We start from the raw sequence: 23,252 nt of genomic DNA, 5'->3' as shown, positions 1-23,252 counted from the left end.
TCGAAATCAGTGTAAGGATCCCCCTGTGGCCACTATCAAGGATGTAGCGAAGCTAGCCGGTGTCGGACTGGGCACGGCCTCGCGCGTGGTCAGCGGCAAGGGCTCGGTGTCGCCGGCCACGCTCGCCAAGGTCAAGAAGGCCATCGACGAACTGGGCTTCCGTCCCTCGCACGCGGCGCGCGCGCTGCTGTCCGGGTCCAGCCGCATGATCGGGGTCTATATTCCGGTGCTGAGCGGGACCTTCTACACGCCCATCCTGCAGATCATCGACACCGAGCTGCGCGCCGCCGGCCTGCACATGGTTCTCGCTTTCGGCGTCGGCCTGGGGGACGAGCGGCGCCAGGCCATCGACGGCATCGAATTCCTGATCGAGCGCGGCTGCGACGGCCTGATCGTGATGACCGGCGCGCTGCTGGAAGAAGACATCGCCTCGCTGGGCATCAAGGCCGGCCAGCTGGTGGCGCTGAACCACAGTTTCGACAGCATTGCCGAGCAGTGCTTCACGGTCGACCATACGCTGGGCGGCCGCCTGGCGGCGCGCGCGCTGCTGGACCACAAGCATCGCCGTATCGCGCTGATCGAAGGCCCGCGCCGCCTCGCCGACAACGTGGCGCGACTCGAGGGCTTCGACAGCGAATTGCGTGAGCACGGCATCGACCCCGGCAAGATCTGGCGCGTCGAAAGCGACTTCTCGCCGGCCGGCGGCTGGGCCGCGGCCAAGGCGCTGCTGGAGTCGGATTACCAGTGCAGTGCGCTGTTCTGCGCCAACGACGAAATGGCGGTGGGTGCGCTGTCCTATTTCCAGGAAGCCGGCGTGCGCGTTCCGCACGACCTGTCGGTGATCGGCTATGACGACACGCCCAGCGCGGCGTTCTCGGCGCCGCGCCTGAGCTCCGTGCACATGCCGTGGCGCGAGATGACCCAGAACGGCATCAACGCGCTGCTGAACCTGTGCTACGACATGAAGCGCCCGGTGACCCGCAACTTCCCGGTCAGCGTGACCCTGCGCGCCTCGCTGTCGAAGGCGGCCAGCGGGAGGCGCAAGGCGGCCTAGGCATGCAGCATACGGCGCCGGCCAGGCGCTTTTTTTAGCGCCGGCACTGGAAAGCTTTCCAAAGAATTCAAAGACAAACACTGACTGAAAAACGAGACCATGAGCAAACCGACCCGACCCGAACCGCAAGCGCCCAAGCGCGCTGACTTCGCCTCCGATTTCCTGTGGGGCTGCGCCACCTCGTCGTACCAGATCGAGGGCGCGGCGCACGAGGATGGAAGAGTCGAATCGATCTGGGACCGCTTCGCCGCGACCCCGGGCCGTATCAAGGACGGTTCGAGCGGGGAGGTCGCCTGCGACCACTACCACCGCTGGCCGGAAGACTTCGACATCGGCCGCGAATTGGGCCTGAACGCCTATCGCTTCTCGATCGCCTGGCCGCGCATTTTTTCCGAGAGCGGCAAGCTCAATCAGAAGGGCCTGGACTTCTATTCGCGCCTGGTCGACGGCATGCTGGAACGCGGCCTGCAGCCCTGGGCCACGCTGTATCACTGGGACCTGCCGCAGTACCTGCAGGACCGCGGCGGCTGGAACGAGCGCGCCACCGTCGACGCCTTCGTCGAACTGGCCGACGCCATGACCCGCAAGCTGGGCGACCGCGTCAAGCACTGGATCACCCACAACGAGCCGTGGTGCACCTCCATCATCGGCAACTTCGAAGGCTGGCACGCGCCGGGCCTGACCGACTTCAAGACCGCGCTGCAGGTCAGCCACCACGTGCTGCTCTCGCACGGCAAGGCGGTGCCGGTGATCCGCGCCAACGTGCCGGATGCGAAGGTCGGCATCTCGCTCAGCCTGCACCCGCTGCGGGCGGCCAGCGGCGACCCGCGCGACCTCGCGGCGATGGAACGGCATGACGGCCTGCGCTACCGCTGGTTCCTCGATCCGCTCTACGGCCGCGGCTACCCGGCGCAGACCCTGGAGCTGGTGGGCGAGAGCGCGCCCAGGGTGCTGCCGGGCGACCTCGAAGCGATCGCCGTGCCCACCGATTTCCTGGGCGTGAACTACTACTTCCCGGAGACCATCGCCGACGATCCGGCGCATGCGCCGCTGGGCGCGCGCGTGCTGGAGCCGCAATCCGAGGACATCACGGCGATGGGCTGGCCGGTCGAGCCGGCGGGCATGGCCGAACTGCTGGCGCGGGTCGAGAACGACTACCACCCGGGCCCGATCTACGTGACCGAGAACGGCTCCTGCTACGAAGACAGCGTCAGCCCGGACGGCAGCGTGCACGACACCGAGCGCCGCCACTACCTGATGCGCCACCTGGGCGCGCTGCGCCAGGCCGTCGCCGACGGCGTGCCGGTGAAAGGCTATTTCGCCTGGAGCCTGGTCGACAACTTCGAATGGGCCGAGGGCTACCAGAAGCGCTTCGGCCTGGTGCACATCGACTATGCGACCCAGCAGCGGCGCCTGAAGGACAGCGCCAGGTGGTACCAGTCCTTCCTGCGCGCCGAGTAAGCCGGGAAGCGGAAACGGGGCTTTTTGTTGACAGCTTCATCAATGTCATTCACTATTGTCGGGTCGCGTTGGAATCGTTTCCAACGCAGCCTCAAAAAGAATATCGTGGAGACCTCCCGCATGCACAAGCCCCTCCGTTCCAGCGCCCTGGCACTCGCCGTCGCGCTCGCATTTGTCACTGAGTTTCCGGCCTATGCCGCCCAAGCGCCCGCTGCCAAAGCGCTGACCGACTGGCCGCACGTCACCAGCGCCTTCAAGAAGGACGCCGCGATCGAGGCGCGCGTGGCGGAGATCCTCGGCAAGATGACGCTGGCGCAGAAGATCGGCCAGATGACCCAGCCCGAAATCAAGTCGGCGACCCCGGACGATGTGCGCCAGTACTACCTCGGCTCGGTGCTGAACGGCGGCGGCAGCTGGCCGAACAACGACAAGCACGCCAGGGCCGCCGACTGGCTGGCCATGGCGAACGCCTTCTACGACGCCTCGATGGCCACCGACATGGCGATCAAGGTGCCGGTGGTGTGGGGCACGGACGCGGTGCACGGTCATAACAACGTCTACGGCGCCACCATGTTCCCGCACAATATCGGCCTGGGCGCAGCGCGCGATCCCGAGCTGGTCGGCGAGATCGGCGCCGCCACCGCGAAGGCCGTGCGCGCCACCGGCATCGCCTGGGTGTTCGGCCCGACCCTGGCCGTGGTCCGCGACGACCGCTGGGGCCGCACCTACGAAAGCTATGCCGAAGACCCCATGCTGGTCGCGAGCTATGCCGGCGTCTACGTGAAGGGCATGCAGGACTCGTTCCGGCATGATGCCAACACCATCGCCACCGCCAAGCACTTCATGGGCGACGGCGGCACCGACCAGGGCAAGGACCGCGGCGTCAACAAGTCCAGCGAACGCGACATGATGAACATCCACGCCCAGGGCTATTACACGGCGCTGGCCGCCGGCGCCCAGACCGTGATGGCGTCCTTCAACAGCTGGGACGATGTCGCCGCCGGCCGGAACTACGGCAAGGTGCACGGCAGCCGCGGCATGCTGACCGATATCCTGAAGAACAAGATGGGCTTCGACGGCTTCGTCGTCACCGACTGGAACGGCAACGGCGAGGTCCCGGGCTGCACCGCGGCCAGCTGCGCCCAGGCCATCAACGCCGGCGTCGACATGGTGATGGTGACGGACGAGTGGAAGGCCTTCATCAAGAACACCATGGCGGACGTCGAAGTCGGCCGCATTCCGATGGCGCGCATCGACGACGCCGTCACCCGCATCCTGCGCGTCAAGCTGCGCGCCGGCCTGTTCGGCAAGCGGCCTTCGCAGAACGCCTATGCCGGCAAGGATGAGGCGCTGCAGGCGCGCGAGCTGGCGCGCCGCGCGGTGCGCGAATCGCTGGTGCTGCTGAAGAACGAAGGCCCGGCACTGCCGCTGGCGGCCGGCAAAAAGATTCTCGTGGTCGGCAAGGCCGCCGACAGCATGGCCAACCAGACCGGCGGCTGGGCGCTGACCTGGCAGGGCACGACCAACACCAATGCCGACTTCCCGAATGCGGACACGATCCTGGCCGGCATTCGCGCCGCCGCCGGCGAGTCCAGCGTGCGCTTCAGCCTGGACGGCAAGGACGTGAATCCGGCCGACTTCGATACCGTCATCGCCGTGATTGGCGAAGGCCCGTATGCGGAAGGCGACGGCGACATCGGCCCGTCCGGCACCCTGCGCCACAGCAGCCGCTATCCGGAAGACCTGGCCGTGCTGCAGCAGGTGGCGGGCAAGGGCAAGCCGGTGGTGACCGTGTTCCTGTCGGGCCGTCCGCTGTGGGTGAACGATTTGATGAACCTCTCGGACACCTTCATCGCGGCCTGGCTGCCTGGCACGGAAGGCAAGGGCGTGTCCGACCTGCTGGTGGCGGGCAAGGGCGCCAGGGCCTACGATTTCAAGGGCAAGCTGTCCTTCTCCTGGCCCAGGACCGTGTGCCAGACCCCGCTCAACGTCGGTGACGCCAACTACGCGCCGCTGTTCGCCTACGGCTACGGCCTCGGCAAGTCCAAGCGTTCGCAGTTGGGCAAGCTCGATACGAATTACCCGGCCGGCGGCTGCGGCGTGTCGAACGTGTACCCGCTGTTCGGCCAGTCCGACCGCGCCAGCTTCCCGCTGCAGATCCGCAGCGGCGACAAGGTGCAGCCGCTGGGCGCGGACTTGAACGCGACGCTCAGCCTGCCGGGCATCACTGTCAGCACCGCCCAGATCAATACCCAGCAGGACGCCAAGCTGGTCACCTGGACCGGCCCGGCCGCTCTCGAAGCACACGGCGCCAAGGCGCTGGCGCTGCCGGCAGCCGCCAGCAAGGACGCCGTACTGCGCTTCGATACGATGGTCGAGAAGGCGCCTGCCGGCAAGGTGACGATCGCGATGGGCAACGCGGCGCTCGATGCGACGGCGCTGTTCGCGCGCCTGGCCGGCAAGGGCAAGCAGTCGGTCAAGATCCCGCTGGCCTGCTTCACGGCCAAGGGCGCCGACCTGGCGAAGCTCGACACCCCGTTCAGCGTCAGCAGCACCGGCGCCTTCACGGCCGCCATCGGCAATATCGACGCGGTCGGCGGCGCTGCCGGCGACCAGGATACCGTGCGTTGCGAGGACTTGAAATGACGCTCCGCCTGCTTGCCGACATCGGCGGCACCAATGCCCGCTTCGCTCTGCAGCAGGCTGGCAGCGCCGGCTTCGCCGACATCGAAGTGCTGGCCTGCAGCGACTACCCAGCAATCGGTGACGCGGTGCGCGCCTACCTGGGCAAGGCCGCGGCGCGCGGGCTGGCGGCGGAGGGCGTGAAGCGCGCCGCCATCGCCATCGCCAATCCGGTCGAAGGCGATGAAGTCAGCATGACCAACCACTGCTGGCGCTTTTCGATCAGTGCGCTGAAGGCGGAGCTGGGCCTGGATGCGCTGCTGGTGGTGAACGATTTCGCGGCGCTGGCGATGTCGCTGCCGCACCTGAAGGCGGAGCAGCGCGAGCGCATCGGCGGTGGCGTCGAACAAGCGAACAAGCCGATCGGCCTGATCGGACCCGGCACCGGCCTGGGCGTATCCGGCGTCGTGCCTTGCGGCGGGCGCTGGACCGCGCTGGCGGGCGAGGGCGGCCACGTCAGCTTTGCGCCGGTGACGAAACAGGAGATGAAGATCCTGCAGGCGCTGTGGGAAGAGTACGGCCACGTGTCGGCCGAGCGCCTGCTGTCCGGTCTCGGCCTGGAACTGATCCACCGCGCGCTGGCCGGGCAGCGCCTGAGCGCGCCGGAGATCACCGCCCGCGCGCTGGACGGCAGCAGCATCGCCTGCCGCGAGACGGTCGAAACCTTTTGCGCGGTGCTGGGCAGCGTCGCCGGCAACGTCGCGCTCACGCTGGGCGCCACCGGCGGTATGTACATCGGCGGCGGCATCGTGCCGCGCCTGGGCAGCCTGTTCACCGGCTCGCGCTTCCGCGAGCGCTTCGAGGGCAAGGGCAGGCTCTCCGGCTACCTGGCGCGTATCCCGACCTGGCTGATCACGGAAGAATATCCGGCGCTGCGCGGGGTCGCGGCCATGCTGGACGATATTCAAAATTAAAAAAGAAGGAGACACCATGGCACAAACCGCACCGAATACGGCGATCTCGCCGGCGACGCACGCGGCCGGCAGCAATACCGGCCCGCTGGTGATCGTCACCATTCTGTTCTTCATGTGGGGCCTGCTGACCTCATTGAACGACGTCCTGATTCCGCACCTGAAGGCCATCTATACGCTGAGCTACGTGCAGGCGATGCTGGTCCAGTTCTGCTTCTTCGGCGCCTACTTCATCGTCTCGGTGCCGGCCGGCGCCCTGATCCGCCGCGTCGGCTACCAGAAGGGCGCCGTCATCGGCCTCTTGATCGCGGCGGCCGGCTGCGCGCTGTTCTATCCTGCCTCGAAGAGCGGCTACGGCCTGTTCCTGTTCGCTTTCTTCGTGCTGGCGAGCGGCATCACCATCCTGCAGGTGGCGGCGAACCCCTACGTGACCGTTCTTGGCCCGGCGAGTACGGCATCGAGCCGCCTCACGCTGACCCAGGCCTTCAATTCGCTGGGCACCACCATCGCGCCTTACGTCGGCGGGATCCTGATCCTGTCCGCCGCGGCGGTCGGCGCCGACCAGCTGGCGGCCATGAACGCCACCGAGCTGGCGGCCTACCGCGCCCATGAAGCGGCGAGCGTGCAGGGCCCTTACCTGGCCCTGGCCGCGGCGCTGGCCATCCTGGCCGTGCTGTTCGCGCTGGCCCGCCTGCCGAAGATCGAACATGGCGAAGAGACCACCGCCGCCGCCAGCGGCAAGGCTTCGGCGCTGGCCTATCGCCACCTGGTGCTGGGCGCGGTCGCGATCTTCCTGTACGTGGGCGGTGAAGTCAGTATCGGCAGCTTCCTGGTCAACTTCCTGGGCGAGCAGCAGATCGCCGGCCTGGCGCCGGCGGTGGCCGCCGGTTATGTGAGCGTGTACTGGGGCGGCGCGCTGGTCGGCCGCTTCATCGGCTTTGCCGTGATGCGCTATGTCAGCCCGGGCAAGAGCCTTGCCTTCAACTCCCTGATCGCCATCGTGCTGGTGTTGACCGGTATCTTCGGCAAGGGCGGGCTGGCGATGTGGGCGATCCTCGCGGTCGGCCTGTTCAACTCGATCATGTTCCCGACCATCTTCAGCATGGCCGTGCACGGCCTCGGTCGCCACACAGGCCAGGGCTCGGGCATCCTGTGCATGGCCATCGTCGGCGGCGCCATCGTGCCCTTCGTGCAGGGCGCGCTGGCCGATTCGATCGGCCTGCAGACTTCCTTCTTCATTCCGGCAGCCTGCTATGCCTTCATCCTGTATTTCGGCCTGAAGTACGCGAATCTGCACCTCGAGGTGAGCGCACCGGCCTGACCAGTTTCGCACTGTCCCTAGGGTAGTTCTTTCCCAGCGGCGCGCTTGCGTGTCGCTGGGTTTTTTATTTGGTTTGCGGTAAGATGAGCGCACCCATTGGGGAGTAGCCTGCTTCCGCTTCTGCCGGAAGTTCCCGTATCAACATACTCGTTGCCGTTCAGTGTTTTGTAAGCGACGTGGTACGGGCAGCCGTCTCGGTTGGCAAGACCTTTGGCATCCTGCGCGCTTTTGACCGGGCCGCGCAGGCATGCCTTAGCGTTTGCCCGGCCAGCGAGAAATCAATGAACCTAGCCGCCACGCTCGCCATCGCGCTTGCCATGTCCACCGACGCCTTCGCCGTCGCGATCGGAAAAGGCGCAGCACTGCACCGTCCGCAACTCAAGGAAGCCCTGCGCACGGGCCTGATCTTCGGCGTGATCGAAGGCCTCACGCCCTTGGTCGGCTGGGGCCTCGGCAAAGTGGCGGCGCCCTATGTGGAAGCCTGGGACCACTGGATCGCTTTTACCTTGCTGGGCGTGCTCGGCCTGCGCATGATCCACGCCAGCCTGACGGCCGACGAGGAAGAAGAGGAGAAGCCGAGCAGCCATGGCTTCTGGCTGCTGGCCATCACCGGCTTCGCCACCAGCATCGACGCGATGGTGGTCGGCGCCAGCCTGGCCTTCATCGACGCCAACATCTTCACCACGGCGGGCGCGATCGGACTGGCGACCTTTACCATGGTGACCCTGGGTGTGATGCTGGGCCGCGGGCTGGGACAGCTGGTCGGCAAGCGTGCGGAGCTGGTCGGCGGGCTGGTGCTGATTGCGATCGGGGGCTTGATTTTGTATGAGCACCTGAGCGTGGGCTGAGCACCTTGGGCAAGCATGCTAGAATCGCCGCGTCGAAAAAGGCAGCGGCGGTTCCCGGTAAGCCCGCCCGCTTCCCACGCACGGAAGTTCTGTTCCTTCATCTCGCATGCATGAGAACCCACGACGAACCCGAGACATTTATTGTTCGGGCTCGTCTGCGTTTCCGCTTCGCTTCTTCGCGACGCCGATGAGCCCATCAACCTGGAGCTCAACATGCAAGCAACTCAGATGCAGTACGACGCCGTCATTGCCGGCGCCGGCCCCGTCGGCCTTTTCCTCTCTTGCGAACTGGCGCTGGCCGGCTGTTCGGTCCTGGTCCTGGAGCGGGACGCCGATCCGGATTCGCCCTTCAAACATTTGCCTTTCGGGATACGCGGCCTGTCCGCGCCTGCCATCGATGCCCTGTACCGGCGCGGCCTGCTCGGCGAACTCGAGGTCCCGCGGCGCCTGAAGAACCCCTTCGGCGGCGGCAGCACGCAAGCAGGCCGGGCGCCGCGCCAGGCCGGCCATTTCGCCGGCATCGGCTTCCAGGCTGAGCGTATCGATGCATCGCGCTGGCCATGGCGCCTGCCAGGTTCCCCGCCGGCGTCGCTGATCGCCGAGATGGCGGAACTCGAAATCGTGCTGGCGCGCCGCGCGCAGGCGCTGGGCGTGGCGATCCGGCGCGGCTATGCCGTCAGCGGCATTGCGCAGGACGCAGATGGCGTCGATGTGCAGGCGGGCGCCTTGCAGGTCCGCGCCCGCTGGCTGGTCGGCTGCGACGGCGCCCGCAGCAGCGTGCGCAAGCTGTGCGGCTTCGACTTCGCCGGCACCGACCCGGAATTCACCGGCTACTCGGCGCGTGTCGAGCTTGCGGATCCGTCGCTGCCTGGACCGGGACGGCAGCTGACGCCGCGCGGCATGGTCTTTCAGTCCCAGCCGGGCTATCTGGCGATCCAGGAATTCGACGGCGGCGCCGGCCACGATGGGACGCCGGTCACGCGCGAGCGCCTGCAGGAAGTGCTGCGGCGGGTGTCCGGCTCCGACCTCACGGTCACGACCCTGCACGCGGCCAGCACCTGGACCGACCGCGCACGCCAGGCCACGCGCTACCGCCAGGGCCGCGTGCTGCTGGCCGGCGACGCCGCCCACATCCACGCACCGCTGGGCGGGCAGGGCCTGAATCTCGGGATCGGCGATGCCATGAACCTGGGCTGGAAGCTGGCCGCCACCATGAAAGGGACGGCGGCGGCAGGCCTGCTCGATACCTACGAGGCCGAGCGGCATCCGATCGGAGGAAAGGTGCTGGACTGGTCGCGCGCCCAGGTGGTCCTGATGCGGCCCGACCCGGCTTCACGCGCCTTGCGCGCCATCGTGGAGGATTTGATGGACACGGCCGACGGCGCCACCTACATGGCGGGCCGCGTCTGGGGCGTGGAGACGCACTACGATCTCGGCGACGATCATCCGCTGATCGGCCGCAGCGCGCCGGATTTCGAATTCGCGGACGGCAGCCGCCTGGGGCAGCACATGCACGACGGACGCGCGATCCTGCTGGATTTCAGCGGCGACGCGACGACGCAAGGCCAGGCTGCAGCATACGGCCTGGCATTCAAACATGTAAAAGCCCAGGCCAGGGAAGACTTCGGCTTGCGGGCCTTGCTGATCCGGCCTGACGGCTTCATCGCCGCGGCATGGGATTTGTGACGGCCAGTCACAAATCCCGGCGCACGCTTAGAGCTTCGCCCCGCAATAACGCTCCACATACTCCTGGTGCGAAGGCAGCTGCGCCACCGTCCGCTCCACCCGCGTGCGGATGCTCTCCAGGAAAGCGCTGAGCTCTTCGTCGCCCATCAGGTCCGCGCTCGGGTGGTGCTGGTCGGGCGCGATGCCCTGGCCCAGCATCACCTGGATCCAGGAGTTCTCGCCGAACAGTTCGTTCACCACGCGGAAGGCGCGGCCGGTCTGCTGGAACATGTCGATGCGGTGCTGCAGCTGGGCCGGCACCGGCATTTCCGCGGCCTGCTTCCAGTAGGGCGTATCGCGGCGCTCGGTCACCTTGTAGTGCAGGATGATGAAGTCGCGGATGAATTCGATCTCGGACCAGGTCTGGGTGTTGAACTCGTCGACGTCGCTCTGGCGGATACCCTGCGAGGGGAAGTTCTGCAGCAGGCGCACGATCGAGCGCTGGATCAGGTGGATGCTGGTCGACTCGATCGGCTCCAGGAAGCCGCTCGAGAGGCCGATCCCGATGCAGTTGTGCGACCAGGTCTTCTCGCGCTGGCCCGGCTTGAAGCGGATCACGCGCGGCTCGGTCAGGGTCTTGCCTTCGATATTCCCGAGCAGGGTGGCTTTCGCGGTGTCGTCGTCGATGAAGCGGCTCGAATACACGATGCCGTTGCCGACGCGGTTCTGCAGCGGGATGCGCCACTGCCAGCCCCAGTCGTGGGCCATCGAACGCGTCATCGGCAGGGCCGGGCCCATGGACTCGGTCTGCACCGCGATCGCGCTGTCGTTGAACAGCCAGTGCGACCAGTCCTGGTATGCGATGCCCAGGGTCTGGCCCAGCAGCAGCGAGCGGAAGCCGGTGCAGTCGATGAACAGGTCGCCCTCGATGCGCTTGCCGGAATCGAGCAGCAGGGCGGCGATGTCGCCGTTTTCCGCCTGCTCGACGCTGGCGATCTTCGCCTCGATACGCTCGACGCCGAAGTGCTCGCTGAAGCGGCGCAGGAAGCGCGCGTAGCGGCCGGCGTCGAGGTGGTAGGCGTAGTGGATGCCGTCGTTCGGCAGGTGGGCGAAGCGGTGCGCCAGCCCGGCTTTCAGCTCCAGGCAGTAGTCGCCGTAGTCGCGCGCCACGCCGCGCTCGCGGCCCTTCATCCAGAAGTGCTGGAAGCCGGCGGTCCAGTGGTCGGTGCCGGTGGTGCCGAAGGAGTGGATGTAGTCCTTGCCGCGGTCGCGCCAGCCTTCGAAGCTGATGCCCAGCTTGAAGGTGGCCTGGGTGGCGGCCATGAATTCCTGCTCGTTGATGTCGAGCAGGCGGTGGAAGTGGACCAGGGTCGGGATGGTCGCCTCGCCCACGCCCACGGTGCCGATCTCGTCGGACTCGACCAGGACGATGTCGAGAACCTTGCCGAGGGTGCGCGAAAGCGCAGCCGCCGTCATCCAGCCGGCGGTGCCGCCACCGGCGATCACGACGCGGCGGATTTGCTTGTGCTGTTGTTCCATGGTGTCTCCTGCAGGTCAGGTTGTTATCGGTTGTTATCGGTTGAGCCGGTTCAGCAGCGTTCCGCGCAAGGCTCGTGCGCGTTCTTCATCGAGCGGCGCCAGTGCATGGCGCGCGTGCGGCGGCAAGTGGGCTTCGTTTTCCTCGCCGGGCTCGAAAATGTAATGGCGGAAGATCTCCTGCCAGGCGCGGCGCTGTTCAAGCGGCAGTTCGCGCATCGTGAGCAGGGCCAGCATCAGGGCATTCGTCGGCGTGTCCATGTACGCCGGCGACTGCCGCCACCAGTAATTCACCAGGACGTTGAAGGGCGTGAGCGCTTCCACGTGGTGCCACCACATCGAGGGGATGAAGATGGCGTCGCCGGCTTCCAGCTCGGCCACCTGCGCATGCTGCAAGGCTTCGCGGAAGCGCGGGAATCGTGCGTATTCGGGTTCGGCGAAGTCGACCAGGCTGATGGCCTGGCCGGCCGGGTTGAAGTCGAGCGGGCCGACATAGAGATTCGCCAGCTGCTCCGGCGGGAACAGGGTGAAGCGGCGGCGCCCGGCCGCGACCACCGCCAGGTTGTCGGGCAGGTCGTAGTGGGCGGCGATGCGGGTCTGGTTGCCGATCCAGATGCTGGCCAGGGCATCGCGCGGGCCCAGGTCGATGTCGTTGTCGCGGCGCAGGCCGGGCAGCACGGTGTCGACGGTGGTCGAGCCGACGTAGATGGCGGCCGGGCGCGGATTCTCGCGGTAGCCCTTCATCTCGTCGAGCACCGCGTCCAGGCGCGCGCGCGCGGAGTAGTAATTGAAGCCGGTCAGGTCCTCGTTGTAGAAGAAGCGCCCCTGGATCTCGGGCTTGCCCAGCATCGCGCCCACCGTGGCGCCCTGGTAGAAGCGGCGCAGGTAGGCGTCGGCGGCGTCGATCGAGGTGCGGGCGGCGTCGACCAGCGGCCAGTGCGCCGCCAGGCCGCGCACGATATACGGCTCCGTGGCGCGCAATAGCTCGTCCGGCAGTTTGCCGCCGGCCTCGATCTCGCGGATGCGCTTATCGACGGGCAGCATCGGTGCCGGCAACGAGGCGGTTCTTGCGGTCGATCAGGCGGCGGAACTGCGCCAGCGAGGCCACCGTCATGTAGATCGCCTGCAGGTAGCCGGCTTCGTGCAGGCGGCCCAGCTGCTCGGGTTTGAGGGCGGCGAGGCGCTCCTCGTTGATCGTGTAGAAGCCGGCCAGGCGGTTCTGCGAGCCGTCGTCCAGTTCGATGTCGAGCACGAAGGATTCCAGCAGCTCCAGGTGCAGCAGGGCTTCGATGAAGGTCTTCGAGGTCTCCAGGCCGTCGTGGATGGTGCGCAGCACGCGGCTGATGCGCTCCAGGTATTCGCTGCTGCCGCCGTAGGACAGGAACAGCGGCTCGCCGGACGTAGAGCTCAGGCGCGGGCTGTCGAGGTCCACGTGGATCATCATGCCTTCGCCGGATCCGTCGGCGGGGCGGCCGATCAGGAAGGGCTGGCGCTCCACGGTCAGCGGAATGTATGGGGCGTCCCAGCCGTTGCCGAGACCCTCGCCGCCGCCCAGGAACAGGTTCTCGCCCTGCTGGAAGCCGAACAGCGCGATCGGGTCGAAGGAAGTGCCGTCATGATTCTTGGCGAAGACGATCGGATAATGGGCCTGCAGTTCGCGGAACTCGGCCGGGAAGGTGAGGGCGGACATCACCGCGTCGCCATAGGCCGCGCCGCGCGTTGTGACGATGCGCAGCTCTTTGTGTTCGATGTTGTTCAGGAGTGCGTGATTGGGCATGGTGTCTCTTTTTATAAATTGTATGAATCAGATCCGCGGCAGGCCGTGCTTGCGGATATGGTCCAGCAGTTCGCGGTTCGAGGGCAGGGCCGGCAGCATGCGCGCGGTCAGGCGCGCGGCTTCGCGGAAGGCTTCGTCGGCGAGGTCGGGACGGTCGGAGGCGCGCGGCGCAGAGTCGCTTGTAAAACCCATGCCGTACAGGATGTACTGCCAGCTGGCGGACGGGAACACTTCCTCGATGCGCGAGAAATCGCGGCGCGAGGGCGGGCGCGCGCGCCATAGCTGCAGCAGTTCCTGCAGGCGTTCCGGGATCGAGGCTGCCTCGCGGTGCTCGCGCCAGTAGGCGGTGTCGTCCCGCTTGCTGAGCACATAGTGCAGCTTGAGGAAGTCGATGATCCGTTCCCAGCGATAGGTAAACGCTTCGTTGAAGCGCGCGGCAATGGTGTCCATCTGGGCGCGCGTGGCCGGCATGTCCTCGGCCAGCCAGGCGGCGGACAGTTCGACCAGGGCCAGGGCCGAGGCTTCCAGCGGCTCGATGAAGCCGGCCGACAAACCGATCGCGACCACGTTGCGGTGCCAGAAGCGCTCGCGGTAGCCGGGTTCGAAGCCCAGCTTGCGCGGGGTGGGCATGTCGGCCGGGCCGCCGGATTCGCGCACATAGGCGCGCAGCACCCGCTCCGCATCCTCGTCGCTGGAATGCGCGCTCGAATACACGTGGCCGATGCCGCGCCGGTTGGGCAGGCCGATGTCCCAGATCCAGCCGTTCGGCTGCGCGCTCGAGGTGGTGTGCGAGGCGATCGGTGTGTCCTCGCTGGCGTAGGGCACCTGCACCGCCAGCGCGCTGTCGTTGAACAGCACGTGGCGCTGGTGCAGCAGCGGCACGCCGTAGTGCTTGCCGAGCAGGAGCGACTGCATGCCGGTGCAGTCGACGAAGAGATCGCCCTCGACCACGCTGCCGCCGCGCAGGACCAGGGCCGCGATGTCGCCGTTCTCCTTCGAGCGGATGTCCTCGACATGGTCGACCACGTGGCGCACGCCCAGCTTGCCCACGCAGTGCTCGCGCAGGAAGACGCCGAACTTGCCGGCATCAAGGTGATAGCCGTAATTGGCGACCGCCGCGAATTCCGGGGTGGCGGCCTGCTTCGGCGCGCGGCCCTGCACGCACAGGTGCGGCTGGTAGCTGACCAGGTCGGCGAAGGGCAGCTTGCGGTGGCCGCGCTGCCAGGCGCCGGCCAGGTTGGCGTCGCCATAGCCCTGGGGCAGGGAGAAGGGATGGAAGTAGGCGTCGTCGTCCGCGCCCGTCGCCCACCGCTCGAAGCGCGAACCCTGCTTGAAAGCGGCGTCGCATTCGCGGAAAAAATCGGATTCGGACACGCCGATGCGGTGCAGGGTGTCGCGCATCGAAGGCCAGGTGCCTTCGCCGACGCCGATGGCGGGCACCGCCGGCGATTCGACCAGGGTCACGCGCAGCGGGTGCTCGGCCGCCAGCACGCCGGCAACCAGCCAGCCGGCGGAACCGCCGCCGACCACCACGATGTGTTCGATCGTGTTGTTCATCGTTCGAGTCTAACCAAAAGGCTTTAGTAGAAGCAAGGCTTTGTTCTAAAAACAACGTGGCCCAAAAAAGCACGGCCGGGAGGTCCCGGCCGTGCCAGATCGGGAGGGCGCCGGGGGACGCCCTTGGCCCGGTCAGAACTTGTAGCGTGCGCCGATCGAGTAACGCGGGCCGGTCTGGGTCACGTACTCGGCCATCTCCTTGGCGCGGCCGTGGCTGCGCGTGGTTTCGTTGGTCAGGTTGATCGCTTCGAACTGCACGCTCAGCTTCGGCGTGAGGTTGAAGCCGACGCTCAGGTCCAGCTGGCCGTAAGGCTCGGTGTACTGCGGGTTCGGACCGGCCGAATCGAAGGTCGAAGACAGGAACTCGCCGCGCCAGTTCCAGGCGAGGCGGGTGCTCATGAAGTCGTTTTCGAAGATGCCGACCACGTTGTACGAGTTCGACAGGCCGACCAGCGCGAACTGCTCGCCGACCGAGGTGTTGTCGTAACGGAGGCCCGAGTGCACGTAGGTGTAGTTGGCCGAGACGCCGAAGCCGGTGTTCGCGAACATGTGCTGGACGTTGAATTCCAGGCCGTTCAGGCTCGCCTTCTTCTGGTTCGAGAAGGAGGTGATGCGGAAGTTCGCGACCGGGTCGCCAGGCTGGCCGGTAATGCTGCCGGTGGCGTTCCCGAGGCTGTCATCAGCGCCGCGCGTCACGCCCGGCGCGGTCGGATGGTTGCGGAAGATGTAGTTGCGGATGCAGGTGGTGTCCGAGTTCGCGCAGCCATTCGCCAGCGCCTCGTTCCACAGCGCGCCGCCGACCGGGGTGTGCAGGCCGAAAGGCTGCTCCACGACCTGCGACTGGCCGGCGTAGTTCTCGAGGTCCTTGTAGAAGGCGTTCACCGATGCGAAGCTCTGCTTGGCGTAGTACCACTCGAAGGACAGGTCGAAGTTCTTCGACTTGACGGGTTTCAGCGCCGGGTTGCCCTGCGAACCGGTGCCGCCTTCGACGCGCGCCAGGGTATTCAGGATCTGGCCGCCGGCGATCTGGTCGTAGCGCGGACGGCCGATGGTCTCGCCGTAGCTCGCGCGCACCTTCATGTCGGAGCGCAGGTCCATGTCCCAGTCGACGCTCGGCAGCAGGTTGTGGTACTTGCCGGTCAGGGTCGTGAAGGTCGGCGCACCCATGTTGACCGTGAACTCGTTCTGCGAGCCCCAGCTGATCGAAGTGGCGGCCGGCACCAGCGCGGTCGAGGTGACGTCGGTCTTCTCGTAGCGCACGCCGATCGCGGTGTGCATCGGGAAGCGCGTATCCCAGTCCGTGTTGAACTGGAGGTAGAGATTCTTGGTGTTCTCGCGGGTACGCTGGTCGGTGTCGAAGGTGGTCTTCGCCTGGTACATGTTCGGCTTGCCGGTCGCATTGACCGCGGCCAGGCGCGCTTCGTTGAAGTTGAAGGTGTAGAAGTTGTTGAAGAGGTTCGGGTTGTCGCTGCCGTCGATCTGGTCGAAGTAGCCGCGCACGGTGGCCGGATGCCACAGGCTGCTCGGATAGTCGGAAGGCTTGCTGACGCCGCCCCAGGTATCGCTCTGGTTGTTCGACAGTGCCGAGCGGTTGTCGACCTTGATCGATCCCAGGCCGAAGTTCAGGTTCGAGGACTCCAGCATGCGCAGCCGGCCCTTGACCTGGTACTGCTCGATCTTGCCCTTCATGTAGCCGTTCTGGAAGTTCGAGCCGGTGACCTGCTGCGGCGCCTTGACGAAGTCGGCGCCGGCGATGCTCAGGACCGGGAAGTCGTGCGAGAAGTCGGCGGAGGTGTCGCCGCGCGAGAAGCTGGCGGTGCCCAGGGTGTTGAAGGAGCCGAGCGGGCTGTCCGCCTTCGACTCGGCAGTCGAGTGGTGGGCGTCGAATTCCAGCTTCAGGTCATTGGTGGCGCGCCACTGGGTATTGAAGCCGAGTGACTTGTTATCGGTCTTGGTGGCGAAATTACCCGCACCCATTGCAATGTCGCTGTTACCGGCCGGGATCTGCTCGGTGTAGATCAGCGGCGCCGCGACCGGGCCGTTGGTCCAGGAGGAGGTCGACGGGCCGAAGTTGAACCAGGCCGAGAGGTCGTTGCGCTTGGTCTGCAGCTTGTTCTGCGAATAGGTGTAATCCAGGGTGGTGACCAGTTCCTTGACCGGTGCGAACTGCAGGGTCAGCTGGCCGTTGGTGCGCTGGCGCTTGACGCCGGTGAAGCTGTAGTTCAGGTTCTGCGGCACCTCGTAGACGTCGGTCGGCTTCGGGTGATTGGTCGCGCCGGTGGCCGGGATCGCGCCCCAGGTCTGCTCGTCGCCGCGGAAGGGGCCTTTCCAGCCGCTCGACACTGCCGCCTGGTTGTAGCCCGAATTACGCTCCTGGTAGCTGGCGCTGATGCCCAGGCCCCACTTGCCGTCCTTGCTGGTGGTGGTGTAGATGCCCGAGAATTCCGGCGTGAACGAGCTGTCGGCGCGGTCGTCGTTCGGCAGGTTCTTGTTCGAGGTGTCGTCCATCATCTTGACGCCGAAGCTCGAATAGGTGCCGAGGCGGTCGAGCGGACGCGCGGTGATGACGTTGATGGTGGCGCCGATGCCCCCGGTCGGGGTCTCGGCGCGGCTGGTCTTGTAGACCTGCAGCTGCGAGATCGCTTCCGAAGCCAGGTTCGAGAAGTCGAAGGCGCGGCCATTCAGGTCGCCCAGGTTCGAGGTCGGCATCTGGCGGCCGTTCAGCAGCACCATGTTGAAGTCGGGGCCGATACCGCGCACGGTGACCTTCTGGCCTTCGCCGTTGGTGCGGTCGATCGACACGCCCGAGATGCGCTGCAGCGACTCGGCCAGGTTGGTATCCGGGAACTTGCCCATGTCTTCGGCCACGATGCCGTCGACGATACCGTCCGAATTGCGCTTCAGGTTCAGCGACGAGGCCATCGACTGGCGGATGCCGCTCACCACCACGGTCTGCACGCCGGCGGCTTGCGCCGTGGTGTCGCTGGTGGCGCTGGCCGCGTCCTGCGCATACGCCGGCAGGCCGAACGCCGTACAGGCGCCGGCGACTGCCAGGCTGATCAGTTTTTTGTTTGCCTTGGGATAATGCATTGGGTCTCCTCTGTTTTTCTTGGCGTAGTTGTCATTCATCAGGTCCGGCTTGCTCCTTGAATCCTTTCAACTCATCTGGAAACGGTTGGAAACGTTTCCATATCAGTTGTCTGAATCTTATGTTCAGTAAAAAAAATTGTCAACGGGTTACTTTCATTTTTTATGGAAAGCGCGTGGCGGACGCAACACTTGCGAAAATGTTATAGTCGCCGAAATATGGGAACGTTTCCAAGCGGGCCCGGAAAACAAGACAAAGGAGACTGCCGAACGATGAAGATCCGGAACCTGATCCAGGCTGCGGCCCTGCTGCTGTGCGCCCCCTTGTGCGCTCAGGCTGCGCCGGGCGCCGACGGCTTCAGCTGGCCGAACGGCGCCCGCGCCGCGGTCAGCCTGGCCTACGACGACGCCGCCGATTCCCAGCTCGACCATGCGATTCCCGATCTGGACCGGCATGGCCTGCGGGCCAGCTTTTACCTGGAGTTGTCCAAGCCGTCCGTGCAGAAGCGCATGGCGGAATGGCGCGCGGCGGCCCGCAGTGGCCACGAGCTGGGCAACCACTCGCTGTTCCACCAGTGTTCCCGTTCGAAGCCGGACCGCAGCTGGGTGCAGCCGCAGCGCGACCTCGACACCACCACGGCCGCGCAGATGCGCGAGCAGGTCGAGCTGGCGAACGCCATGCTGCAGGCGATCGACGGCGGCCTGGATCGCACCTATACCGTGCCCTGCGGCGACCGGCTGGCCTCGGGCAAGGATTACGTCGACGGCCTGCGCAGCGCCTTCGTGGCCATCAAGTCGGGCGAAGGCTCCGGCGTCATCGAGGACATGGCAACGCTCGATCCCTGGGCGGTGCCGGTGCTGGCGCCGGTGGGCCTGAGCGGGCAGGAGCTGATCGCCATCGTCAAGCGGGCGGAGGCGAAGGGAACGATGGTGAACTTCACCTTCCACGGCATCGGCGGCGACCACCTGGCGACCTCGAACGAGGCCCATCGCGAGCTGCTGGCTTATCTTGCCGCGCACCGCAAGACGGTGTGGACCGACACCTTCATGAACCTGATGCGCCATGTGAAGGCCCAGCAGGCGGGCGCAGGGCCGCGCTGGGTGCTGGACTGGAGCGACGAGTTCAACGGAACCGCGCTCGACCACGCGAAATGGGTCGAGGAGCTGGGCGGCCATGGTTTCGGCAACAAGGAGCTGCAGTATTACACGGCGCGTCCGGAAAACCTGCGGGTCGGCGGCGGCAATCTCGTCATCGAGGCGCGCCGCGAGAATTGGGAAGGCAAGCAGTACACCTCGGCGCGGATCAAGACCGCCGGCCTGTTCGAGCGCACCCACGGCCGCTACGAGGCGCGCATCAGGATCCCGCGCGGGCAGGGCATCTGGCCGGCCTTCTGGCTTCTGGGCGCGGACTGCGCAAGGACCGGCTGGCCGCGCTGCGGCGAGATCGACATCATGGAAAACATCGGCAAGGAGCCCAGGACCGTGCACGGCACGCTGCACGGTCCCGGCTATTCGGGCGACCACGCCTTCGGCAAGCCATCCAGTATCGAAGCCGATTACGCCGACGGCTTCCACATCTATGCCGTCGAATGGGAACCGCGCGAGATCCGCTGGTACCGCGACGGCGTCCTCTACCACACAGCGCGTCCTGCGCTGGTAAATGGCGACTGGGTATACGAGCACCCCTTCTTCGTGATCCTGAACCTGGCGGTCGGCGGTTACTGGCCCGGCAATCCGGATGCCAGCACCGTGTTCCCACAGCAGATGCTGGTCGATTACGTGCGCGTCTACCGCCGTTCGGGCTCGGGTTCGGCCGCGGGATCGGCGGGCGCCGTGACCGGCAAATAATGCTCGCGCGCCTCGCGCGTCAGTTCGGCGATGCGGCGCAGGCAGTCCAGGGTCGGCACGCCGGCGTTCGCATCGGCCCCCTTGGCGTACATGCGCGCCAGCTGGGTCGCGACCGAGGCGGCGCCCGGGATCTGGTCGCGGAATACCTTGATCAGGCTGACCACGGTTTCGTGTACGGCGGCGTGCGAGGCGCGCGCGATATGCCTGCCGCCGGGATCGGCGGCCAGCGATTGCGTGATCGTGAGCTCGAACTGTGTCTCCGCGCGCTGGATGAGCATGCGGAGCTGTGCAGGTGTGTACTGTAGTCGCATGGTGGTCTCGTCCTCCTTACTGGTCCGCGAACGCCGGCTCGCTCTGCGGCTGCGGCCGCAGGCGAGCGTGGGACTTTCCCGGCCGCACCCGCAGCGGTGCGCGCGGCGTGGACGAGCGCACCGGCGTGAGTGGGCCTTCATAGGGCGGGGTGTCGTGGTCGATTTCGGCCGGCTCGCCGCGTCCGGCGCCAGCCAGGAACTGGGCGATCGCTATCTTGACGATGGCCCGGTTGCTGAGTTCTGCCGTCAGGCGGAACTTCGTGTTGTAGTAGAAGAAGGTAGCCTTGTCGCCATCGCCGGTGACGATGTCGACTTTCTTCGGCAGCGAAAAACCGTAGCGTCCGCTGGCCCACAGCTTGACCGCGCAGACCCCGGCATCGGGTGATGAAAAGGTAAAGTTCATGCAGGAATCGTAATCCTGCATATGGCTGCGCACGGAACGAAATTGTTCCAAACTATTACGGCGGGAACAGTTCTTTCCCGGGGGTAGCTTTGCGGCGCTTAGCGGCTCGTCTTCAGCATCGACGGATAACCCACGTCCTCGGTTGCCTTCTTGAGGTCGGCCACGCTGGCCTGGGCGTCGTCGTACACGATCACGGCTTCGCGCTTTTCATAGCTGACCTGCACCCTGGACACGCCCGGCACCTTGCTAAGGGATGCCTTGATCGTGATCGGGCAGGTAGCGCAATCCATGGTCGGCACGTTGAGCTTGACGGTCTGCTGTTTCGCCGATGCGAAGGACGCGGCGGACAGCAGGGCGATCAGGGACAGGGCTTGCAGGGTTTTCATGGAAGGACCTCAGTAGAACAGGGGAGCGATCAGCGGGAAGCCCAGCAGCAGGGCGATGAACACGGCGCAGCCGAGGAACAGCTTGCGCATCGCCGGCCGCGTTGTGGCGCAGGCCGGGTCGTCGACGCTGCAGGCGGCCGCGGGACGGAATAGCAGCCAGCCGGCCCAGCCCAGCGCGCCCAGGGTAAGGGCGATCGCGAAGGGCGTCAGCGGCTTCAGCGCCGTCAGGTGCACCATCCAGGCGCCGGTGATGCCGACCAGGACCAGCACCAGCGGCAGCACGCAGCAGGTCGAGGCCAGGATCGCCGCCAGCGTGGCGACGGCGATCAGTTTGCCGGCACTGCGTTCGGATGGTGCTTGCATGGCGGCTGCGTCTTAAATGGCGCGCGAAGTGATGGTGTAGGCGAAGCTGTCGGGCGCCAGCGAGTCGTAGGCCTCGCCGCGGCTTTCCGCCTGCGGGTACATCAGGAAGCCGACCTTGCCGGCATCGAAGCCGGGCAGGCGCACGTCGTGGGCGAAGTTGTAGCCCATCCAGTTGCCTTCCCAGCCGCCGAACAGCGCCTGCTTGACCGGCGCGACCAGCGGGTGGTCCGGATCCTTGATCCAGTTCGGGGTTTCCTGGCGCATGACCTTGGCGACGTCGGCCGGATCCATCGCAACCCAGCCGTGGCGCTTCAGGTAGACCTCGGCGCGGCAGTGCTGGGCGCCCTGCAGGGACGCCGGCTTGCCGCCCAGCTCCCTGTAGCCGAAGGCGCTCGGGGCGATGCGGATGCCGTAGACGTCGCGCGCCGGCACGCCGGCCGCGCGGCACAGGCCCACGAACAGGCCGTTCAGGTCGGCGCACTTGCCGCCGAAATTGCCGGTCTCCAGCATGGTCTTGATGTCGCCGGTGCCGCAGCCTTTGACTTTCGGCTCGCGGAAGGTGTTCAGCACGATCCAGTCGTAGATGCGCTGGACCTTGTCTTCGTCAAGCTTCGCGCCCGAGGTGATCTGCAGGGCGGTCTTCTTGACGATGCCGTCCAGCGGCATCAGGTCGGTCGGCTGCAGCCACAGGCGCAGGTCCTCGCTCGACTCGCTGCCGGCGCTCGGCTTTTTCCAGTTTTCCGCGCGGTCGCGGGTCTGGATGCGCGAGACGACTTCCAGCACAGGCGGGGCGCTGCCGTCGAACTCGGCCACCAGGAAGCGGGCGCCGTAGTGCGGGTCGCTGCCGACCTTCATGCTCTTCGCGTTGCCGGACCAGTTGTTCGACAGGGTGCGCTGCCAGTCGGTGTCGACCGAGGGCAGCGGGATCCAGACCGTCGACGGGCCGGCCGCGCGCTGCAGCTTCACGAGGGTGACGACCTCGAAGCTCTTCCAGTCGCCGGGGCGCGGGTCGAAATGGCGTTCGGTTTCCGCAGCATTTTGTGCCAGCAGGGTGCGTGGCAGGGCGCCGGCCAGCAGGGCGCCGGTGGCGGCTTTCAGGAGGGCGCGGCGGTTCGTCGGTTTGGTATTCATGTCGTCGAAGTTCTTCAGTCTAGATGTTGTTGATTATTCGTTGTTCTTCATTCGGCCACGAGGGCGTCGATTGCCGCTTTCAGGCGCGTGTCGCCGGCGCCGATCTCGCCCACGCTGCGCCAGCGCGCGCGGCCCTGGCGGTCGACCAGGATCGTGGTCGGCATCACGCCGGCGGTCCACTGCTTGAACATCTCGCCATTCCGGTCGCGCAGCACCGGGTAGGCGAAGGGATGGTCTTTCGAAAAGCGCTCGATGCTGTCGAGCGGCTCCTTGTAATTGACCCCGACCACGGCCACCTTGCCCGTATCCTGGCGCGCCAGCGTGTTCAGCACCGGCAGCTCATCCACGCAGGGAGCGCACCAGCTGGCCCAGAAATTCACCACGACCACCTTGCCGCGCAACTGCTCCAGGCCCCAGGTCTTGCCGTCGAGGCCGGACAGGCGCAGCGGCGGCGTCGCCTGCTTCGCGGGCCAGGGCTTCAGCACCGCCTCGGCTGCGGCCGCCGCACCGGCCAGACCGGCCAGCAGGCAGGCGGCAACCGGGAGGAAACGGCGGAGTGTCCTGGTCTGCATCGGCATCGGAACGGCTGGGGGAAAGGGCGTCATGATACCAGAGTGGCGGAATGCAGGCGGCTCGTCGATAATCCCCTACTTAATCATGAACAGGACGACAAGATGAATAACTGGGCCTGCCTGGCGATTGCCATCCTCGCCGAAACCGTGGCGACCACCGCCTTGAAAGCCAGCGCCGGGTTTACGCGGCTGGTTCCCTCGGTGCTGGTGGTGCTGGGTTACGCCATCGCCTTCTATATGCTGGCGTTGACGCTGCGTTCAATACCGCTGGGCGTGACCTATGCGGTGTGGTCGGGGGTGGGGATTGTTTTGATCACGCTGGCTGGGTGGGTACTGTAT

General features: G+C 66.3%; 20 protein-coding genes. 9 read left to right on the top strand and 11 right to left on the bottom strand.

What is annotated here, in order from left to right; translation table 11 throughout:
• The first annotated feature begins 25 nt into the window (after positions 1–25).
• From LQV39_RS25390 to LQV39_RS25360, 7 genes are all read left to right on the top strand, one after another.
• The gene (locus tag LQV39_RS25390; RefSeq protein WP_230029977.1) at positions 26–1,054 is read left to right on the top strand and encodes a LacI family DNA-binding transcriptional regulator; all 1,029 of its coding nucleotides are present in this window, start codon (positions 26–28) and stop codon (positions 1,052–1,054) included.
• A gap of 99 nt (positions 1,055–1,153) precedes the next feature.
• The gene (locus LQV39_RS25385) at positions 1,154–2,515 is read left to right on the top strand and encodes a GH1 family beta-glucosidase (protein WP_230029976.1); all 1,362 of its coding nucleotides are present in this window, start codon (positions 1,154–1,156) and stop codon (positions 2,513–2,515) included.
• Between the two features lie 120 nt (positions 2,516–2,635).
• Positions 2,636–5,161 (top strand): glycoside hydrolase family 3 N-terminal domain-containing protein, encoded by a 2,526-nt coding sequence (locus LQV39_RS25380; protein ID WP_230029975.1) that lies wholly within the window; start codon positions 2,636–2,638, stop codon positions 5,159–5,161.
• On the top strand, positions 5,158–6,111 hold the full coding sequence (locus tag LQV39_RS25375; protein ID WP_230029974.1) for a glucokinase: 954 nt from the start codon (positions 5,158–5,160) through the stop codon (positions 6,109–6,111). The genes LQV39_RS25380 and LQV39_RS25375 overlap by 4 nt, the downstream gene beginning before the upstream one ends.
• 16 nt (positions 6,112–6,127) lie before the next feature.
• Positions 6,128–7,429: an L-fucose:H+ symporter permease gene (fucP, locus tag LQV39_RS25370; RefSeq protein ID WP_230029973.1), complete on the top strand. Its 1,302-nt coding sequence runs from the start codon at positions 6,128–6,130 to the stop codon at positions 7,427–7,429.
• A 281-nt stretch (positions 7,430–7,710) separates the two neighbouring features.
• Entirely contained in the window at positions 7,711–8,277 is a 567-nt protein-coding gene (mntP, locus tag LQV39_RS25365; protein WP_230029972.1) for a manganese efflux pump MntP, read from the top strand.
• A gap of 213 nt (positions 8,278–8,490) precedes the next feature.
• Complete coding sequence (locus tag LQV39_RS25360) at positions 8,491–9,963, top strand: FAD-dependent oxidoreductase (RefSeq protein WP_230029971.1); 1,473 nt, start codon at positions 8,491–8,493, stop codon at positions 9,961–9,963.
• Between the two features lie 27 nt (positions 9,964–9,990).
• On the opposite strand, the gene LQV39_RS25355 is transcribed toward LQV39_RS25360, so the two are convergent.
• From LQV39_RS25355 to LQV39_RS25335, 5 genes are all read right to left on the bottom strand, one after another.
• The gene (locus LQV39_RS25355; protein WP_230029970.1) at positions 9,991–11,481 is read right to left on the bottom strand and encodes a tryptophan halogenase family protein; all 1,491 of its coding nucleotides are present in this window, start codon (positions 11,479–11,481) and stop codon (positions 9,991–9,993) included.
• 33 nt (positions 11,482–11,514) lie between these two features.
• Positions 11,515–12,522, bottom strand: a complete 1,008-nt coding sequence (locus tag LQV39_RS25350; RefSeq protein ID WP_230029969.1) for a cupin-like domain-containing protein — start codon at positions 12,520–12,522, stop codon at positions 11,515–11,517.
• Positions 12,506–13,255 carry a SapC family protein gene (locus LQV39_RS25345; RefSeq protein WP_230029968.1) on the bottom strand — a complete coding sequence of 250 codons (750 nt, stop codon included), beginning with the start codon at positions 13,253–13,255 and terminating at the stop codon, positions 12,506–12,508. The genes LQV39_RS25350 and LQV39_RS25345 overlap by 17 nt, the downstream gene beginning before the upstream one ends.
• 27 nt (positions 13,256–13,282) lie before the next feature.
• Positions 13,283–14,812, bottom strand: a complete 1,530-nt coding sequence (locus tag LQV39_RS25340; protein WP_230029967.1) for a tryptophan halogenase family protein — start codon at positions 14,810–14,812, stop codon at positions 13,283–13,285.
• Positions 14,813–14,944: 132 nt separating this feature from the next.
• The gene (locus LQV39_RS25335) at positions 14,945–17,902 is read right to left on the bottom strand and encodes a TonB-dependent receptor (RefSeq protein ID WP_230029966.1); all 2,958 of its coding nucleotides are present in this window, start codon (positions 17,900–17,902) and stop codon (positions 14,945–14,947) included.
• Between the two features lie 270 nt (positions 17,903–18,172).
• Here LQV39_RS25335 and LQV39_RS25330 point away from each other — a divergent pair, with 270 nt between their 5' ends.
• Positions 18,173–19,747 (top strand): family 16 glycosylhydrolase, encoded by a 1,575-nt coding sequence (locus LQV39_RS25330; RefSeq protein WP_230029965.1) that lies wholly within the window; start codon positions 18,173–18,175, stop codon positions 19,745–19,747.
• On the opposite strand, the gene LQV39_RS25325 is transcribed toward LQV39_RS25330, so the two are convergent.
• The 6 genes from LQV39_RS25325 to LQV39_RS25300 form a co-directional block, all read right to left on the bottom strand.
• Positions 19,687–20,058: a hypothetical protein gene (locus tag LQV39_RS25325; protein ID WP_230029964.1), complete on the bottom strand. Its 372-nt coding sequence runs from the start codon at positions 20,056–20,058 to the stop codon at positions 19,687–19,689. The two genes, LQV39_RS25330 and LQV39_RS25325, sit on opposite strands and share 61 nt — an antisense overlap.
• 16 nt (positions 20,059–20,074) lie before the next feature.
• Positions 20,075–20,461, bottom strand: coding sequence for a hypothetical protein (locus tag LQV39_RS25320; RefSeq protein ID WP_230029963.1), 387 nt, complete (start codon positions 20,459–20,461; stop codon positions 20,075–20,077).
• A 98-nt stretch (positions 20,462–20,559) separates the two neighbouring features.
• Positions 20,560–20,847, bottom strand: a complete 288-nt coding sequence (gene merP, locus LQV39_RS25315; RefSeq protein ID WP_230029962.1) for a mercury resistance system periplasmic binding protein MerP — start codon at positions 20,845–20,847, stop codon at positions 20,560–20,562.
• A gap of 9 nt (positions 20,848–20,856) precedes the next feature.
• Positions 20,857–21,210 (bottom strand): mercuric transporter MerT family protein, encoded by a 354-nt coding sequence (locus LQV39_RS25310; RefSeq protein WP_230029961.1) that lies wholly within the window; start codon positions 21,208–21,210, stop codon positions 20,857–20,859.
• Positions 21,211–21,222: 12 nt separating this feature from the next.
• A complete protein-coding gene (locus LQV39_RS25305; protein ID WP_230029960.1) occupies positions 21,223–22,341 on the bottom strand; it encodes a transglutaminase family protein in 1,119 nt (372 codons plus the stop codon).
• Between the two features lie 47 nt (positions 22,342–22,388).
• A complete protein-coding gene (locus LQV39_RS25300) occupies positions 22,389–22,919 on the bottom strand; it encodes a TlpA disulfide reductase family protein (protein ID WP_230029959.1) in 531 nt (176 codons plus the stop codon).
• 96 nt (positions 22,920–23,015) lie between these two features.
• Here LQV39_RS25300 and LQV39_RS25295 point away from each other — a divergent pair.
• The coding region (locus tag LQV39_RS25295) for a multidrug efflux SMR transporter (protein ID WP_230029958.1) at positions 23,016–23,252 on the top strand (237 nt) is incomplete at its 3' end.

This window comes from Massilia sp. Bi118, from assembly GCF_918697865.1.
Classification (GTDB): domain Bacteria; phylum Pseudomonadota; class Gammaproteobacteria; order Burkholderiales; family Burkholderiaceae_D; genus Telluria.
Note: the sequence above shows the minus strand (reverse complement) of the source record. Positions and strands in the feature narration are given on the sequence as shown.